Below are 17862 nucleotides of genomic sequence, written 5' to 3'. Positions count from 1 at the left end.
TCAATCTCAATTAATATAAACTAAATCAATATAAAAAAAGCTGTTATAAGTAAATTTAATAATGTTAATGGTAAACATATTTTCCATCCAAATGATAATATTTGGTCATATCTAGGTCTAGGCAAAGTAGCTCTAATTAAAATAAATAAAACAATAAAAAACATCATTTTTAAAAAAAACCAAAAAAAACTAGCTCCCCAAAAACCAAACCATCCACCAAAAAATATAGCTGTTATTAATCCTGAAACAGTAACAATCGAAATATATTCTCCAATAAAAAAGAATCCAAATTTCATACCAGAATATTCAATATGATAACCATCAGCTAACTCTTGTTCAGATTCTGGTTGGTCAAATGGATGTCTATGACAAAGAGCTAAACTGGCTATAAAAAAACATAAAAATCCGAAAAATTGTGGAATAATATTCCATATTTCTTTTTGGCTATTTATAATATCAATAATTTTTAAAGATCGTGATTGAGCAACTACACCCATTAATGATAAACCTAAAAATACTTCATAACTCAATGTTTGAGCAGAAGCTCTAATCGCTCCTAACAAAGCGTATTTATTATTACTAGACCAACCTGCAAATAATATTGAATAAACAGATAATCCTGCCATCATTAAAAAAAATAAAATTCCTATATTTAAATTAATTATTATATAATTTGGAATAAAAGGAATAATAGGAATAACAAATAATAAAGAAACAAAAGATATTATTGGAGATAAAATAAAAATTATTTTTTTACTAAACTTTGGAACCCAATCCTCTTTAAATAAAATTTTAATCATATCGGCAAATAATTGTAAACTTCCAAAATAACCTACTCTATTCGGGCCATATCTATTTTGAAAAAACGCTAATAATCTACGTTCAAATACACTTAACATAGCCGAAAAAAATACAATAAAAATAACAAAAAAAACTATGATCAAAAATTCTAAAAATGTTTCTAATATATCGATTTTAAATAATTTCATTTAATATATTCCTTTATATGTTTTATTTTTTCACCAACTAAGGAAATAGGAAATCCCTTCCTTCCTATAGGTAATCCAATTTGTTTCGAAGTTAAATATTTAGATAAACATATTTTTAAACGAAAATTCTCATTTAAATAACTAAATTCTATTATAGAATTATCTTTTAAATTCATTTCCATTCCATCAATTCGACTAATTAAAATATATGGTAAAGGTATATTTTTTTTAATAATAGATGAGTATTGAGTTAACTCTTCATTTCCAAAAATATGATAATATGGAATTATAGACCAATATTTTTTTTCTATTGTATATTTAACGTTAAAATATACATTCATATTTTTTTTATTATCTTTAAATAAAAATACTCCTGAATCTCCAGCAATTAATTCTCTTCCGATTTCTACTTGAAATTTATTCCATGCTTGAGGTGAATTCCAACCAGGAAACCATGCAAAAGGAATATATGCAAGAGATTTATTAGGACTATTATAACCTTCCATAGAAAAAGAAAACATAGTATTAACATCTGTAGGTTGTGATGATTCATGAATATTTATATTTGATTTTAAAGCAGTTCTTCCACTGTATCTATTAGGTGATCGAGCAATTTTTTGATTATTTATTCGAAAATTAGAATTAGGTAAGAATGTTTTTATTTTTTTTAAAATAGGATATTTTTTACCATATGAAATAATTACATCGTCTAAATTTGACCAAGATATTTTTTTATTTAAAAGTTTGCATTGAATAAAATGCAACCATTTCCAACTTTCATAAAGACAATTATTTTCATCAAAAAACATAGGGTCATAAACTTTGAAAAAACGTTGAGCTCTTCCTTCAAAATTTATTATTGTACCGGAACTTTCGAAAAAATTCATACAAGGTAAGTTAATTTTAGAATTTTTATAAGTCTTAGTATATTGATGATCTATTGATAAAGTATTTTCTTTGTTTTTAAATAAAAAATCACAATCATGTTTTGAAAGATAACGATATACATCGTATTCCATAAATATTACAGCATCAGCTTCTTTTTTATTTAATTTTTGAAATGCTTTTTCTATAGAAAAACCGCTCATTATACCTAACCCTAGAGTATTTGCACTAGGAGTAGCAAAAGTAAGAGCAACATGATTGTTTTTTTTTCTTTTAATCGATATAGCTATGTTAATAGATGTTTGTATAATAGATTTACTAAAAGAATGCATACCAGAAATAATTAATACTTTTTTTGCATTAATTAAATCCTGTGCTATTAGAGACGATTTTTTAGATAAATGATCATTTAAACTTAAAACTTTTGAAGAATTTATATCTAAATTATGTATGATTGAACAACCAAAAGCTATTTGTTCATCAACTGATCCAAAATAAGACCATTTAGCAATATCATCTAATTTAGTTTCATGTGTGTAAATAATATATAAAGAGTTTTTAAAATTTTCTGAAATATGAGAAACAACAGAAGAATTCCAGTTTGGTATTCTATTTAATTCTGCTATTTTTTTTGCTTTGTTTTTAATAGCTTGTCTAACTGACAATGCGATTCTAGGTGATGTTTGTGTTAAATCTTCACCTAAAATTAAAATTACATCATAATCTTCAATTTCTTTTAAAGATGGAATATAAAATTCGTTACTATTTAAAACATCTAAAATTAATTTTACACAAGCTTCTTCTTTATTAGACATTCCATGGGAAAAATTTATCTCTCCTACTAACTCTTTTAATGCAAAGTTATTTTCTATACTAGATCGAATTGAACCTATTCCAATTACTCGTTTATAACATTTTATAAAATTTACACTTTCTTGAATTGCTTGAGAAAAATTTAATATATTAAATTCATGATTACTTGTCTTTATAGATGGATGTCTAGGACGTTGCTTTAAATTATTATGTGAGTAACCAAAACGACCTAAATCACAAATAAAATAATTATTTATATTTTGATGATATCTGTTTTCTATTCGACGTATTTCACTATATCTTTCTCCTGCAATAATATTACAGCCAACACTACAACTATGACATATACTAGGTGCATATTGAAGATCCCATTTTCGATTATATTTTTTATTTGTTTTATCAGTAAATACACCAGTAGGACATATTTCCACTAAATTACCAGAATGCTCATTTTCTAAAACACCATCTTCTATGCGACCAAAATAAATATTATTATTAGCACTGTAAACATTTAAGTCACTTCCATCCGCGTAGTCTTTATAGTATCGAACACAACGATAGCATCCAATACAACGATTCATTTCATGTTTAATAAAAGATCCCAAATATTGATTTATATATGTTCGCTTTTGAAATCTATAATTTCGATTATAATGTTTATTCATTACTGTCATATCTTGTAAATGACAATTTCCACCTTCTTCACATACTGGACAATCATGTGGGTGATTAATTAATAAAAGCTCTAATATATTTTTTCTAAATTCTTTCGATATACTATCATTAGTAGAAATAATAGAACCATCTATAATAGGAGTCATACAAGATATAATTATTTTTCCTTGAGAATCTGAAAAATTATCATATTGTGTTACAGCACATTGTCTACAAGCACCAATGCTACCAAGTTTGGGATGCCAACAAAAATAAGGAATATCCAAACCTACTGAAAGACAAGCATGTAATAGATTATCAGATTTATTTACATGATACATTTTTTTATTTATATAAATTTTTGACATAATATCGAAATTCCAAAAATTTTTTTTAAAAAAATAAATTGATATGTAACAAATATCTATAATTAAATATTTAAATTAAATTTATTATATTGAATACCAATAATATTTTTACTAAAACTATCTTTTTTTAAACTAATACCATTTTCAAATTCTGAACGAAAATATTTTATAGCACTTTGTAATGGTTCAATTGCACCTGGTGCATGAGCACAAAATGTTTTTCCAGGACCTAAAGAAAAACATAATTTTTCTAAAATTTTTATATCTCTATATCTTCCTTCTTTTTTCTTTAAACTATTTAATATCTTTACAATCCAAGGCAATCCTTCTCTACAAGGTGTACATAAACCACATGACTCACGAGCAAAAAATTTTTCTATATTATATACTAGTGATACCATATTTATTTTATTATCAACAGCCATAGAAAGAGCTGTTCCTAGACGACTACCTGCCTTTAAAATAGTCGAAAAATCCATAGATAAATCTAAATGTTTCTCAAGTAAAAAATCTGTACCTGCTCCTCCTGGCTGCCATGCTTTCAAAAATAAACCTGGTTTCATTCCTAATGCATAATCTTCTAAAATTTCACGTGCAGTTATACCGAAAGGTAATTCCCATACACCAGGATTATTAACGTTTCCTGAAAAACCCATTAATTTAGTTCCGTTATCAAAACTTTTAGATAAATTTTTATACCAACTGCTACCATTTAATACAATAGATGGAACGTTTGATAAAGTTTCAACATTATTCACACAAGTAGGTCTGCCCCATAATCCAAAAACTGCTGGAAATGGAGGTTTAGATCTTGGATTTGCTCTTCTCCCCTCTAATGAATTAATTAAAGCAGTTTCTTCACCACAAATATAACGTCCTGCTCCAGTGTGTAAAAGCAAACTAAAATTAAAACCACTATTTAAAATATTATAACCAATATAACCATAATTTATTGCTTCATCTATAGCTTTTTTTAAAATATATTCGCCTTTAACATATTCTCCTCTTAAAAAAATATAACCTTGATTTGCTTGTATCGCAAAAGCTGCTATTAAAATACCTTCAATTAATTGATGAGGTAACTGTTCTATTAAAAATCTATCCTTATAAGTACCTGGTTCCATTTCATCAGCATTACACAATAAATAACGATTTTTATTAATATTATCGATATCAGGCATTAAACTCCATTTTAAACCTGTTGAAAAACCAGCACCCCCCCTTCCCTTTAAACCTGCATCTTTTACTAAATCAATAATATCTTTAGGAAGCATATTTTTTAGAGCTTTTTTAAAAGCAATATAACCATTTTTATTAGAATACTCATTAATCCAAATAGTCTCCCGGCTATTATGCATTCTCCAGGTTAAGGGGTGTGTTTCTTCTTTACATATAATTTTTTTTTTCATTTATATGATTCCAGTAAATTTAAAATAGATTCTGGAGTTACTTTAGAATATAAATTGTCATTAATCATTATAGTTGGACTTTTATCACAATTCCCTAAACAACACACTGGTAATAAGGTAAATCTTTTATCTAGAGTAGTATTTCCTATTTTTATTAATAAATGCTGCTCTAAAAATTTTTGTATTTTTTTATAACCTGTTAAATAGCAAACAACACTATCACAAAAACGAATTATATTTCGACCTACAGGTTGTCGATAAATTTGACTATAAAAAGTTGCAACACTTTCTATATCACTTGGACTAATATTAAGTATTTTAGAAATTTCAATAATAGCTTGATCAGAAACCCATCCACGTTTTTTTTGTACGATTTTTAATGCTTCTATTGAAATAGCTCTATAATTTTCATAATATTTTTTTTGATATTCGATCTCATTAATTTCAGAAGAACTTAATACAAATTTTGTAGAAATCTCTTTTAATATTCTTTTTTTTTATACATAATTATCTATCCACGTCAGACATAACAAAATCTATACTACCTAAATACACAATTAAATCTGATATTAAACTACCACGTATTACTGAAGGTATTTGTTGTAAATGTGGAAAACTTGGAGTTCTTATTCTTGTTCTATAACTCATTGTTCCACCATCACTAATCAAATAATAACTATTAATTCCTTTAGTTGCTTCAATCATTTGAAAACTTTCATTTATTGGAAGAACTGGCCCCCATGATATTTGTAAAAAATGATTAATCATACTATCAATATCTTGCAATACATTTTCTTTAGGTGGAGGAGTAGTTAATGGGTGATCAGCTTTAAAAGGTCCTTCTGGCATATTATTTAAACATTGATTTAAAATTAATAAACTTTGATATACTTCTTCTACTTTAATCATCACTCTTGAATAACAATCACTAATTCCATTACCAATAGGTATTTCAAAATCATAGTTTTCGTAACCAGAATAAGGACGCGATTTTCTTACATCAAAATCTATACCAGTAGCACGTAATCCAGATCCTGTTACACCCCATTCTAAAGCTTCTTTTTTAGAATATTGAGCAATACTTTTAGAACGATTAATTAAAATAGGATTTTTTAAAGCTACATCTAAATAATATTTTATTCTTTTTGGCATCCATTCAAGAAATTCCTTTAATAAATTTTGCCATCCTTTTGGAAGATCATTAGCTACTCCACCAATACGAAACCAAGCCGGATGCATTCTTGCACCAGTAATCGCTTCAATAATATCATAAATTTTTTGACGATCGGTAAATGCTAAAAAAATAGGTGTCATACATCCTACATCTTGAATAAAAGTAGAAATATATAGTAAATGACTATTAATTCGAAATAATTCTGATAGCATCACTCGAATTACTTTAACTTTTTCTGGAACAGAAATACCAGCTAATTTTTCAACTGCCAAAATATATGGCATTTCATTAACACAACCACCTAAATATTCAATACGATCTGTATATGGAATATAACTATGCCATGATTGTCTTTCTGCCATTTTTTCTGCACCACGATGGTGATATCCTATATCAGGTACACAATCAATAATATTTTCACCATCTAATTGTAAAACAATTCTAAATGCTCCATGTGCTGATGGATGATTAGGTCCTAGATTTAAAAACATAAAATCTACATTATTATTACTTCTTTTCATTCCCCATGATTCAGGTTTAAATTTTAAAGCTTCCATCTCTATATCTTCTTTTTCTTCATTTAAGAAAAAAGCTTTAAATTCAGTAGCTCTAGCTGGAAAATCTTTTCTTAAAGGATGTCCTTTCCATGTTTTTGGCATAATAATTCGTTCTAAATGTGAATGATTTTTAAAAAAAATACCAAACATATCCCAAGTTTCTCTTTCATACCAATTTGCATTAGGAAATAACCCAGTACATGTTGATATAATTAAATCATTTTTCAGTAAAGGTACTTTAATCATAAAATCAACATTATATTTTATAGATATTAAATGATAAAAAACTGAAAAATCAGCTTTGGGTAAATTTTCTCGATTTATTCGAAATCGTTCATCTACCCCATGTAAATCAAAAAGCATATTATAAGAATATGAAGAATTTAATAAAAATTTCATAACCTGTAATAAAAAATTTTTATTAATCCAAATTATTGGAAAACCTATCTTAGTTTTTTGAAATATATAAAAATCTTGACCAAATTTATTAATCAGTTGATTAAAAATTAAATTATTTAAATTTTTTTTATAACTATTTTGATTTAATGTATTATTTTTATTCACATCTATCATAGATTTCTCATTTACGACTGATTTTTCTTATTATGACTGATTTTAGAAAAATTTTGAATTGATTTTAAAACTTTTATTTTTTAAAATAATATATTTATTAGATATTTAAATATTTTCTGTAGTTGGAAGATTAATAACAGATATTCTTTGACTTCTTTTTTTTAATTTTTCTGATGATGTTTTTTTACGATATACTCCTTGCTCTCCTATCACCCAAGATAATGGTCTTCTTTCGTTGCTAATTGAATCTTGAAGCAAAGTTAAAGCATGTATATAAGCTTCTGGTCTAGGAGGACAACCAGGAATATAAATATCTACAGGTAAAAACTTATCTACTCCTTGAACAACAGAATAAATATCATACATACCACCAGAATTAGCACATGCGCCCATAGAAATAACCCATTTTGGTTCTAACATCTGATCATACAATCTTTGAATTACAGGAGCCATTTTAATAAATGGTGTCCCTGCAATAACCATTACATCAGCTTGTCGTGGAGAAGCTCGTAAAACTTCAGATCCAAAACGAGCTATGTCATGTACAGAAGTAAATGCCGTAACCATTTCTACATAACAACAAGATAAACCGAAATTATAAGGCCAAAGAGAGTTTTTACGCCCCCAGTTAACCAATTTATGCAATAATTTCTTAACTTTTCCTATAAAAATATTATTTTTATAATAGTTTTCTAGGGGATCAGTAACAGAACTAATTGTTTCTTTTGGATATTTTTTATTAGAATTTTTAAACTCAGCACGAGTTAATGTATAATTGACTTTTCTTTGCATTAAATTACATCCTAATTATTAATGAATTTTAATATTTTGAAACCCAATTTAAAGCTTTAATACGGATCAAATAAAATAAAGATAGTAAAATAAAAAAAATAAAAATAAAAGATTCAATAAATCCAACCCATCCTGTTTCTAATATACTAACAGACCATACATATAGATAAAGAGCTTCAACATCAAATATTACAAAAAACATTGCAATTAAATAGAATTTAACAGAAAAACGTAAATATGTATCCCCTACAGGGGAAATACCTGATTCAAAAGGAGTATGTTTATATCTTGATGATGATTTTGATCCTAAAATTGAGCTTAAAAACAACATAAAAAAACAAAAAAACAAAGAAAAAAAAATAAAATAAAAAAAAGATAATAATTCTTTCATATCTAAATTCAACATAAAAACTCCAAAAATATCAACTCTCTTTAATAAAACTAAATATTTTTTATTATAAGTATTAAAATTTTTAATGTATATGAAAAATATAAAATAATAGATTATGTTTATAAATAAATTTTTTAATATTTTTTGTTCAATATATATTTTTTTTAACCTAGACCTTGATGACTTAAAAAAAGACCCCATCTAATAATCAAAACAGTGATATATAAAAAAATGAAAATACAATCCTATGTAGCTAATGAAAGCCAAAAAAAATGGCCGCATAAAGGTTGAAAACCCAATTTATCAAAATAGGAGAAAATCAATGGGTAAAATTATTGGTATCGATTTGGGAACAACCAACTCTTGTGTTGCCATTATGGATGGCAACAAACCTCGTGTATTAGAAAATGCAGAAGGAGATCGTACTACACCTTCTATTATTGCATATTCTCAGGAAGGTGAAGTATTAGTAGGACAGCCAGCTAAACGTCAAGCTATTACTAATCCAAAAAATACTTTATTTGCTATAAAACGTTTAATTGGACGAAAATTTCAAGATGAAGAGGTTCAACGTGATATCAAAATTATGCCATATGATATCATTAACTCTGATAATGGAGATGCATGGATCAACGTAAAAGGTAAAAAAATAGCTCCTCCTCAAATTTCTGCAGAAGTTTTAAAAAAAATGAAAAAAACTGCAGAAGATTATTTAGGTGAAACTATTAAAGAAGCTGTTATTACAGTACCCGCATATTTTAATGATGCACAACGACAAGCAACTAAAGATGCAGGAAGAATTGCTGGTTTAGAAGTAAAAAGAATTATTAATGAACCTACAGCTGCAGCACTAGCTTATGGTTTAGATAAAGGACAAGGTAATAGAACCATAGCTGTTTATGATTTAGGAGGAGGTACTTTTGATATATCCATTATTGAAATAGATGATGTTGATAAAGAAAAAACTTTTGAAGTACTTTCAACAAATGGCGATACTCATCTTGGAGGAGAAGATTTTGATAGTAGACTTATTAACTATTTAGTAAACGAATTTAAAAAAGAACAAGGTATTGATTTACGAAACGATTCATTAGCAATGCAAAGATTAAAAGAATCAGCAGAAAAAGCTAAAATTGAATTATCATCAGCTCAACAAACAGATGTAAATTTACCATATATTACAGCAGATTCCAATGGTCCTAAACATTTAAATATAAAAGTTACTCGTTCAAAATTAGAATCTTTAGTTGAAGATTTAGTATTACGTTCTATTGAACCACTTAAAGTTGCTTTAAAAGATGCAGGATTATCAATTTCAAACATACATGATGTTATATTAGTAGGTGGTCAAACAAGAATGCCTATGGTTCAGGCAAAAGTTGCAGATTTTTTTGGAAAAGAACCTAGAAAAGATGTAAATCCAGATGAAGCAGTAGCAGTAGGTGCTGCAGTACAAGGGGGGGTTCTTTCAGGTGATGTAAAAGATGTATTATTACTTGATGTAACTCCTCTATCATTAGGAATTGAAACAATGGGTGGTATAATGACACCACTAATTAATAAAAATACTACAATTCCTACAAAACATAGTCAAGTTTTTTCAACAGCAGAAGATAATCAATCTGCAGTTACTATACATGTATTACAAGGTGAAAGAAAAAGAGCTTTAGATAATAAATCTTTAGGTCAATTTAATTTAGATGGAATTGAACCTGCACCAAGAGGAACAGCACAAATAGAAGTAACATTTGATATTGATTCTGACGGAATCTTACATGTTTCTGCAAAAGATAAAAAAACAGGAAAAGAGCAAAAAATTACTATTAAAGCTTCTTCAGGACTAAATGAAGCAGAAATCAAAAAAATGATTAATGATGCAGAAAAAAATGCTGAATCAGATCGAAAATTTGAAGAATTAATTCAAATACGAAATCAAGGTGATCAATTAATTCATAGTACAAAAAAACAATTAAATGAAAAATTGACAAAAATTCCAATTAAAGATCAAGAAAAAATAAAATCAGCTTTAAATGAACTGGAAATATCATTAAAAGGAGAAAATAAAGCTGATATTGAAAAAAATATACAAAATCTTTTAAAAATTTCATCTAAGTTAACAGAAATTCATCAACAAAAACCAGACGATAATTCAAGCAATAAAAATCAATCCTCTACATCAAAAAAAGATGAAAATGTTGTAGATGCAGAATTTGAAGAAATAAAAGATTCGAAAAAATAATTATATTAAATTTAAAAAATAATTATAATAGTCTAACAACTAACACGGGCGTAGAAAAAATCTACGCCCGTGTAATTATTTGAAATGTAGGAAGAGTGATAATGGGAAAAAAAGATTACTATAAAGTTCTAGGAGTTTCAAAAACAGCCGAAGAACGTGAAATTAAAAAAGCATATAAACGATTAGCAATGAAATATCATCCTGATCGAAATCAGGGAGATAAAAATGCTGAAAATATATTTAAAGAAATAAAAGAAGCATATGAAGTATTAATTGATGAAGAAAAACGACATGCATATGACCAATACGGACATGCAGCTTTTGAAAATGGTCAAAATCAAAATTCTACATATAACACCTTTACTAGCTCTTCAGATTTTAGTGATATTTTTGGAGATGTTTTTGGTGATATTTTTGGAGGTAGTAGAAATCAAAGAGTTAAAAAAGGTGCTGATTTATGTTATAATATGAATATTTCTTTAGAAGAAGCAGTTAAAGGTATTATCAAGGAAATACAAATTCCAACATTTCAAAAATGTAAAACTTGTTATGGATCTGGAACTAAAACAGGAAGTAAACCTCGTAAATGCTCTACCTGTCATGGAAAAGGACAAATACATATAAGAAAAGGATTTTTTACAGTTCAACAATCTTGTCCTACATGTCATGAAAAAGGAACTATAATTCATGATCCATGTCACATATGTCGTGGTCAAGGTAGAGTTAAAACTAATAAAATATTATCAGTAAAAATTCCACCTGGAATTGATACAAACGACAGAATTAGATTAAATAATGAAGGAGAAGCTGGTATTAACGGTGCTCAATCAGGAGATTTATATATTCAAATTACAGTAAATAAACATCCTATTTTTGAACGAGAAGAAAACAACCTTTATTGTGAAGTTCCAATAAATTTTACCATGGCAGCTTTAGGCGGAGAAATTACAGTTCCCACTTTAGATGGTCGAGTGAAACTAAAAATACCATCTGAAACACAATCAGGAAAACTTTTTCGTATTCGAGGAAGAGGTGTTAAATCTGTTCAAAATAGAAGACAAGGTGATTTATTATGTCGTGTAGTTGTGGAAACACCAATTAACCTAAATGAACAGCAAAAATATCTTTTAAATGAATTAGGAAAAAGTTTAAATGGATTTAAAGGAGAAAAAAATACACCTCGATCAAAAAGATTTTTTGATGGAGTAAAAAGATTTTTTGATGAATTAACTAAATAAAATTTTATAAAGTATTGCTTCTTAATAAAAATTAGAGGCAATACTATTATATAAAATTTAATTATAATTTAATTTTTTGATTTTTAGTGATAAAATAGATTTATGCCTTGCAGCTTTATTTTTATGTATTATTCCTTTTGTTGAATATTTATCAATAATAGGCTGCATATTTTTAAAAGCATCCTCTGCTTTTTTTTTATCTCCAGAAGTAATAGCTAATCTAACTTTTTTTATAAAATTTCGAACCTTTGAACGTTGACTTACATTTTTTTTTCGACGTTGTTCAGACGTTATAGAATATTTTTTTGCTGCTTTAATATTTGCCAATGTTCACTCCTAAATAATTATTTTAAAATTGAGATATATTTAAGAAATATTGAGATATATTTAAGAAATACAAATAAAAAACAAAAAAATTAATAAATATGATAAATTAATTATTAAATTATTATATATTAAGTAAAATATAAAACAAATTAAATATAAAATTTTTTATTTAACATTTTTATAGGTTAATTTTAAAATGAAGATTATACGAGGTATCTATCATTTAAAAAAAATCAACTCTAATTCTGTCGTAAGTATTGGAAATTTTGATGGAGTTCATTTAGGACATCAAAAATTACTTTCAACAGTATATAAAATAGGAACAGAAAATAATATGTTAAAAATCATTATCCTATTTGAACCTCAACCATTAGAGTTTTTTAATAATAAAAATCCTCCTAAAAGAATTACAAAATTTTTTCAAAAAATTAAATATATTGAATTATATAAAATTGATATTGTTATATGTATTAAATTTAATAAATTTTTTTCTAATCTTAATCCAAAAGAATTTGTTAAAAAAATATTAATTAAAAAATTAAATATAAAATTTATTATATCTGGAGAAGATTTTAAATTCGGCTCCAAAAGAAATGGAAATATTTCTTTTCTTGAAAAAATTAGTAAAAAATATAATTTTAGTATTATTAAAATAAAATCAATATATAAAAATAATATTAAAGTTAGTAGTACCAATATCAGAAAATATTTATTAAAAAATGATATCGAATCAGCTAAATTGTTACTTGGTAGAAGATTTAGTATTATTGGTCGTGTAATTTATGGAAAACAAATTGGTAGAAAATTAGGTTTTCCTACAGCAAATATAAAACTGAATAATAATATTTCTATAAATAATGGAGTATATGCAGTTAAAGTAAATTATTTCTTAGAAAAAAAAATATATCTAGGAATATGTAATATAGGAATTAAACCAAGTTTTAATAATATAAAAATTAATAAATTACTCGAAGTACATTTATTTAATACAGATATTGATTTATATGAAAAAAAAATAGAAATTTTTCTATATAAAAAAATAAGAAATGAATATTTTTTTACATCACAAGAAAAATTAAAAAAACAAATTTTTGAAGATGTTAAAATCGTAAAACAATATTTTAATATTTTAGATCAAAATTTATTAATAAGATAAAATTATGAATGATTATAAAAAAACTTTAAATTTACCTTATACAAAATTTTCTATGCGAGCTAATTTAATTCAAAAAGAACCTGATATCTTAAAAAAATGGTATGAAGATAAACTTTACCAAGAAATTAGAAACAAGAAAAAAAATCAAAAAATTTTTTTTCTACATGATGGACCACCATATGCCAATGGAAATATTCACATTGGACATGCAGTCAATAAAATTCTAAAAGATATCATAATTAAATCAAAAAATTTATCTGGTTTTGATGCTCCATATATACCTTCATGGGATTGTCACGGATTACCTATTGAGCAAAAAGTTGAAGAAAAATTAGGTCTATATAAAAAATCAATTAATACATTTAAATTTCAAGAAGAATGTCGAAAATATGCAAATCAACAAGTAAAAAAACAAAAAAAAGATTTTATTAGATTAGGAGTTATAGGAGATTGGGATAACTCTCATCTTACGATGAACTATAAAAATGAAGCTAATATAATAAAAACACTCTCTAAAATTATTAAAAATAAATATTTATATCAAGATTTCAAACCAATATACTGGTGTTTAACATGTGAATCATCTTTATCTGATGCAGAAATTGAATATTTAAATAAAAAATCAGATGCAATTTTTGTTTTAATGGAGATTCATTCAAAATATTTAAAAAAAATATTAAATATTAATACATTAAATAATAAAAAAATATATTTACCTATTTGGACAACTACTCCATGGACCCTTCCATCTAGTAGAGCAATTACTGTACATCCAGATTTTCAATACGATTTAATTGAAACTGAAATGTATAATTTAATTATAGCAAAAAATCTAGTAAAAAAAACAATTAAGATTTTAAAAATAAAAAATTGGAAAAATTTAACTTCTTTAATAGGTAAAAAATTAGAAAATATTAAAGTTTTACATCCATTTTTAAATAAAATTTTATTACCTGTAATATTAGGAAAACATATTACTCTTGATGTAGGTACAGGATCTGTTCATACAGCACCAGATCATGGTTTAGATGATTATATTATTTGCCAAAAATATAATATTAAAACAGTGCATTTAATAGATCATAAAGGTTATTTTAAAAAAAACATACATCCAGAGTTAAATGATATTAATATTATTGAAGCTAATAAAAAAATTATTCAACTATTAACTCATAATAATCATTTATTACATCACGAAATTTTAAAACATAGCTATCCACATTGCTGGCGACATAAAACCCCAATTATATTTAGAGCAACCCCGCAATGGTTTATTGATATTAATAAAAATAATTTAAAAAAGAAAATAATTAATGAAATTAATAAAGTTTTATGGATACCTAAATGGGGAAAATCTCGACTAAAAGAGATGATTAAAAATAGACCTGATTGGTGTATATCAAGACAAAGACAGTGGGGAGTTCCAATGTCAATTTTTATACATAAAAAAACAGGACAAATACACCCTAAAAATCATTTAATTATGGAAAAAATAATTAAAAAAATAGAAAAAGAAGGTATTCAAGCTTGGTGGAATATTAATTTATCAGAAATATTGGAAAAAGAACATGATATATATCATCAAATCTTTGATATATTAGATGTATGGTTTGAATCAGGAAACACACATACATCAATTGAATATAAAAATAAAAAAAATAAAAAAAATTATGCAGATATGTTTTTAGAAGGTTCAGATCAACATAGAGGTTGGTTTATGTCATCTTTAATAATATCAATGCTAATTAATAAAAAAGCACCATATTCTCAAGTTTTAACACATGGCTTTGTAGTTGATAAAAAAGGCCAAAAAATGTCTAAATCGATTGGTAATACTATTAGTCCCAATGATATAATAAATAAATTAGGTGCAGATATTTTAAGACTTTGGGTTGCTTCATCAAATTACACTAATGATATTGTTATTTCTAATGAAATTTTAAAACGAACATCAGATATTTATCGAAGAATAAGAAACACTACACGTTTTATGTTAGCAAATATAAACGATTTTAATCCAAATAAGGATATTATTTCTAAAGAAAATATGATTTTTTTAGATAAATGGGCTGTTGCTCAAACAAAAATAGTACAAGAAGAAATTATTAAATTTTATAATGAATATAATTTTCATGCAATTATAAAAAAATTAATGTACTTTTGTTCTATTGATATGGGTTCTTTCTATCTAGATATTATTAAAGATAGACAATATACTTTAAAAAAAAATAGCTTAGAAAGAAGAAGCTGTCAAACTGCAATATATTATATAATTAATGCACTTGTACGTTGGATATCACCTATATTATCATTTACTGCTCATGAAATATGGAATTATTTACCTGGAATCAATTCAAAATACGTATTTACAGAAGAATGGTTTGATCAACTATTTGATTTAGACGCCACAAATATTTTAAATCATCAATTTTGGCAAGAACTAATTAAAATTAAAAATGAAGTAAATAAATTTATAGAAGAAGAAATACAAAATAAAAAAATTAACAACTCATTAGAATCATCTATTACACTATATGTAAAACCTGAAATAAAAAATAAATTAAATATTTTAAAAAATGAATTAAAATTTGTGTTTTTGACATCTGAAGTAATTCTAAAAAAATACGAAATAGCACCAAAAAATACAAAAAAAAGCACATTAAAACCAGAATTTAAATTTTTATTAAAAAAAACTAAAAATGAAAAATGTCCAAGATGCTGGCATTATAATATTGTTTTTACTAAAAATAATTATGAAATATGTGAACGTTGTATTCTAAATACAAAAGGGGATGGTGAAAAACGAACTTTTATATGAAAAAAATATATAAAAATTATTATTATATTATCATTATTCTGATAATAACATTAGATGTTTTTTCTAAATATTGGATTTTGAATTATTTATATTTGTATGAAAATAAAAAAATTTTATCAATATTGAATTTATTTCATGTGCATAATTATGGTATAGCATTTAGTATTTTATCAAATAAAACATTATGGAATAGATTTTTTTTATCACTAATAAATATAATTATTATATTATTAATATTCAAAGAACTTATAAACCTAAAAATAAAATATAAAAAATTATCTTATTGTTTTATTATTTCAGGAGCAATAGGTAATTTAATAGATCGTCTATATTATGGATTTGTCATAGATTTTATCGATATACATATTAAAAATTGGCATTTTCCAACATTTAATATATCTGATTTTAGTATATTTATTGGGATAATTATATACATAAAAAGATATATAAAATTTTAAAAAAATAATTTAATATACTGACAATAAAAAAAATATATTTTTTAAACGTAAATATTTTTAGAGAATTCTAATATGCATATTGTATTAGCTAATCCAAGAGGATTTTGTGCAGGTGTTAAAAGAGCCATTTCCATTGTAGAAAATGCTTTAAAATTTTATAAAAAAGTTATTTATATCAAACATGAATTAGTACACAATAAATATATTATTGAAAAATTACGTAAAAAAAAAGTTATATTTGTTGAAAAAATTTCAGATATCCCTAATTATTCAATCGTTGTTTTTTCTGCGCATGGAGTATCAAAAAAAACTAAAGAAGAAGCTATAAAAAAAAAATTAATTATTTTAAATGCAACTTGCCCACTAGTAACAAAAGTGCACAAAGAAGTTGAAAATTCAAGTAAAAAAGGTATAGAAACTATTTTTATTGGTCATAAAAATCATCCTGAAGTAATTGGAACATTGGGTCATTATAATAATAAAGATAGTAAAATACATCTAATTCAATCAATTAAAGATATAAAAAAAATATCAGTTAAAAACAATAGAAAATTAAATTACTTTACACAAACAACATTATCTATTAAAAACACTCAAAATATTATTAAATCTTTAAAAAAAAAATTTCCATATATTTCTGGCCCCAAAAAAGAAGATATATGTTATGCAACAACTAATCGACAAAATGCCATTCTTAAATTATCAAAAATTTCTAATATAATATTTGTAATTGGTTCAAAAAATTCTTCTAATACTAATCGTTTAACAGAAATAGGAAAAGAAACAGGAATATATACAAAACAAATTGAATCATTTTTAGAGATTAAAAAAAAATGGATAAAAAATAAAAAATATATTGGTATTACTGCAGGAGCATCAGCACCTGAATTTTTAGTAAAACAAGTAGTAAAGTACTTGCAAAAAATAGGTGCTATAACAATAAAAGAAATGCCAGGAACTAAAGAAGAAATTACTTTTAATATTCCTAAAAACTTATTTTTATAATTAAACTAAGAAATTA

14 protein-coding genes are annotated in these 17862 nt (G+C 25.0%); 6 read left to right on the top strand and 8 right to left on the bottom strand.

The features are described 5' to 3' along the window. Positions 1–20: 20 nt before the first annotated feature. From nuoH to ndhC, 7 genes are all read right to left on the bottom strand, one after another. Positions 21–989 carry an NADH-quinone oxidoreductase subunit NuoH gene (gene nuoH / locus AB4W67_RS00765; protein WP_367682674.1) on the bottom strand — a complete coding sequence of 323 codons (969 nt, stop codon included), beginning with the start codon at positions 987–989 and terminating at the stop codon, positions 21–23. Then, complete coding sequence (nuoG, locus tag AB4W67_RS00760) at positions 986–3709, bottom strand: NADH-quinone oxidoreductase subunit NuoG (RefSeq protein WP_367682673.1); 2724 nt, start codon at positions 3707–3709, stop codon at positions 986–988. Before nuoG ends, nuoH begins: the two co-directional genes overlap by 4 nt. Positions 3710–3771: 62 nt before the next feature. Next, complete coding sequence (gene nuoF, locus AB4W67_RS00755; protein WP_367682672.1) at positions 3772–5118, bottom strand: NADH-quinone oxidoreductase subunit NuoF; 1347 nt, start codon at positions 5116–5118, stop codon at positions 3772–3774. Continuing rightward, positions 5115–5606 carry an NADH-quinone oxidoreductase subunit NuoE gene (gene nuoE, locus AB4W67_RS00750; RefSeq protein WP_367682793.1) on the bottom strand — a complete coding sequence of 164 codons (492 nt, stop codon included), beginning with the start codon at positions 5604–5606 and terminating at the stop codon, positions 5115–5117. Before nuoE ends, nuoF begins: the two co-directional genes overlap by 4 nt. A 19-nt stretch (positions 5607–5625) precedes the next feature. Further along, the gene (gene nuoC / locus AB4W67_RS00745) at positions 5626–7422 is read right to left on the bottom strand and encodes an NADH-quinone oxidoreductase subunit C/D (RefSeq protein ID WP_367682671.1); all 1797 of its coding nucleotides are present in this window, start codon (positions 7420–7422) and stop codon (positions 5626–5628) included. Between the two features lie 105 nt (positions 7423–7527). Beyond that, positions 7528–8214 carry an NADH-quinone oxidoreductase subunit B gene (locus AB4W67_RS00740; RefSeq protein WP_367682670.1) on the bottom strand — a complete coding sequence of 229 codons (687 nt, stop codon included), beginning with the start codon at positions 8212–8214 and terminating at the stop codon, positions 7528–7530. Positions 8215–8242: 28 nt separating this feature from the next. Next, the gene (ndhC, locus tag AB4W67_RS00735; RefSeq protein WP_367682669.1) at positions 8243–8620 is read right to left on the bottom strand and encodes an NADH-quinone oxidoreductase subunit A; all 378 of its coding nucleotides are present in this window, start codon (positions 8618–8620) and stop codon (positions 8243–8245) included. A 241-nt stretch (positions 8621–8861) separates the two neighbouring features. On the opposite strand from ndhC, the gene dnaK reads away from it, so the two are divergent. Further along, positions 8862–10844, top strand: a complete 1983-nt coding sequence (dnaK, locus tag AB4W67_RS00730) for a molecular chaperone DnaK (protein WP_367682668.1) — start codon at positions 8862–8864, stop codon at positions 10842–10844. A gap of 101 nt (positions 10845–10945) precedes the next feature. Further along, positions 10946–12082 carry a molecular chaperone DnaJ gene (dnaJ, locus tag AB4W67_RS00725; RefSeq protein ID WP_367682667.1) on the top strand — a complete coding sequence of 379 codons (1137 nt, stop codon included), beginning with the start codon at positions 10946–10948 and terminating at the stop codon, positions 12080–12082. A 57-nt stretch (positions 12083–12139) separates the two neighbouring features. Here the strand turns inward: dnaJ and rpsT are convergent, their stop codons facing one another. Further along, entirely contained in the window at positions 12140–12409 is a 270-nt protein-coding gene (gene rpsT / locus AB4W67_RS00720; protein WP_367682666.1) for a 30S ribosomal protein S20, read from the bottom strand. 196 nt (positions 12410–12605) lie between these two features. Between rpsT and ribF the strand changes: the two genes are divergently transcribed. From ribF to ispH, 4 genes are all read left to right on the top strand, one after another. Next, a complete protein-coding gene (ribF, locus tag AB4W67_RS00715) occupies positions 12606–13565 on the top strand; it encodes a bifunctional riboflavin kinase/FAD synthetase (RefSeq protein ID WP_367682665.1) in 960 nt (319 codons plus the stop codon). Positions 13566–13569: 4 nt separating this feature from the next. After that, positions 13570–16383 carry an isoleucine--tRNA ligase gene (ileS, locus tag AB4W67_RS00710; RefSeq protein ID WP_367682664.1) on the top strand — a complete coding sequence of 938 codons (2814 nt, stop codon included), beginning with the start codon at positions 13570–13572 and terminating at the stop codon, positions 16381–16383. Next, the gene (gene lspA / locus AB4W67_RS00705) at positions 16380–16841 is read left to right on the top strand and encodes a signal peptidase II (protein WP_367682663.1); all 462 of its coding nucleotides are present in this window, start codon (positions 16380–16382) and stop codon (positions 16839–16841) included. Before ileS ends, lspA begins: the two co-directional genes overlap by 4 nt. A gap of 72 nt (positions 16842–16913) precedes the next feature. Further along, positions 16914–17846, top strand: coding sequence for a 4-hydroxy-3-methylbut-2-enyl diphosphate reductase (ispH, locus tag AB4W67_RS00700; RefSeq protein WP_367682662.1), 933 nt, complete (start codon positions 16914–16916; stop codon positions 17844–17846). Positions 17847–17862: the final 16 nt, after the last annotated feature.

Source organism: Buchnera aphidicola (Protaphis terricola), from assembly GCF_964059145.1.
In the GTDB taxonomy this organism is placed as follows: domain Bacteria; phylum Pseudomonadota; class Gammaproteobacteria; order Enterobacterales; family Enterobacteriaceae; genus Buchnera; species Buchnera aphidicola_BP.
This window is presented reverse-complemented; position numbering and strand designations above follow the sequence as displayed.

Excerpts from the sequence above, each read along its gene's own strand:
- nuoH (WP_367682674.1), bottom strand. The coding sequence starts at position 989 with ATGAAATTATTTAAAATCGATATATTAGAAACATTTTTAGAATTTTTG.
- nuoG (WP_367682673.1), bottom strand. The coding sequence starts at position 3,709 with ATGTCAAAAATTTATATAAATAAAAAAATGTATCATGTAAATAAATCT.
- nuoF (WP_367682672.1), bottom strand. The coding sequence starts at position 5,118 with ATGAAAAAAAAAATTATATGTAAAGAAGAAACACACCCCTTAACCTGG.
- nuoC (WP_367682671.1), bottom strand. The coding sequence starts at position 7,422 with ATGATAGATGTGAATAAAAATAATACATTAAATCAAAATAGTTATAAA.
- AB4W67_RS00740 (WP_367682670.1), bottom strand. The coding sequence starts at position 8,214 with ATGCAAAGAAAAGTCAATTATACATTAACTCGTGCTGAGTTTAAAAAT.
- ndhC (WP_367682669.1), bottom strand. The coding sequence starts at position 8,620 with ATGTTGAATTTAGATATGAAAGAATTATTATCTTTTTTTTATTTTATT.
- dnaK (WP_367682668.1), top strand. The coding sequence starts at position 8,862 with ATGAAAGCCAAAAAAAATGGCCGCATAAAGGTTGAAAACCCAATTTAT.
- dnaJ (WP_367682667.1), top strand. The coding sequence starts at position 10,946 with ATGGGAAAAAAAGATTACTATAAAGTTCTAGGAGTTTCAAAAACAGCC.
- ribF (WP_367682665.1), top strand. The coding sequence starts at position 12,606 with ATGAAGATTATACGAGGTATCTATCATTTAAAAAAAATCAACTCTAAT.
- ileS (WP_367682664.1), top strand. The coding sequence starts at position 13,570 with ATGAATGATTATAAAAAAACTTTAAATTTACCTTATACAAAATTTTCT.
- lspA (WP_367682663.1), top strand. The coding sequence starts at position 16,380 with ATGAAAAAAATATATAAAAATTATTATTATATTATCATTATTCTGATA.
- ispH (WP_367682662.1), top strand. The coding sequence starts at position 16,914 with ATGCATATTGTATTAGCTAATCCAAGAGGATTTTGTGCAGGTGTTAAA.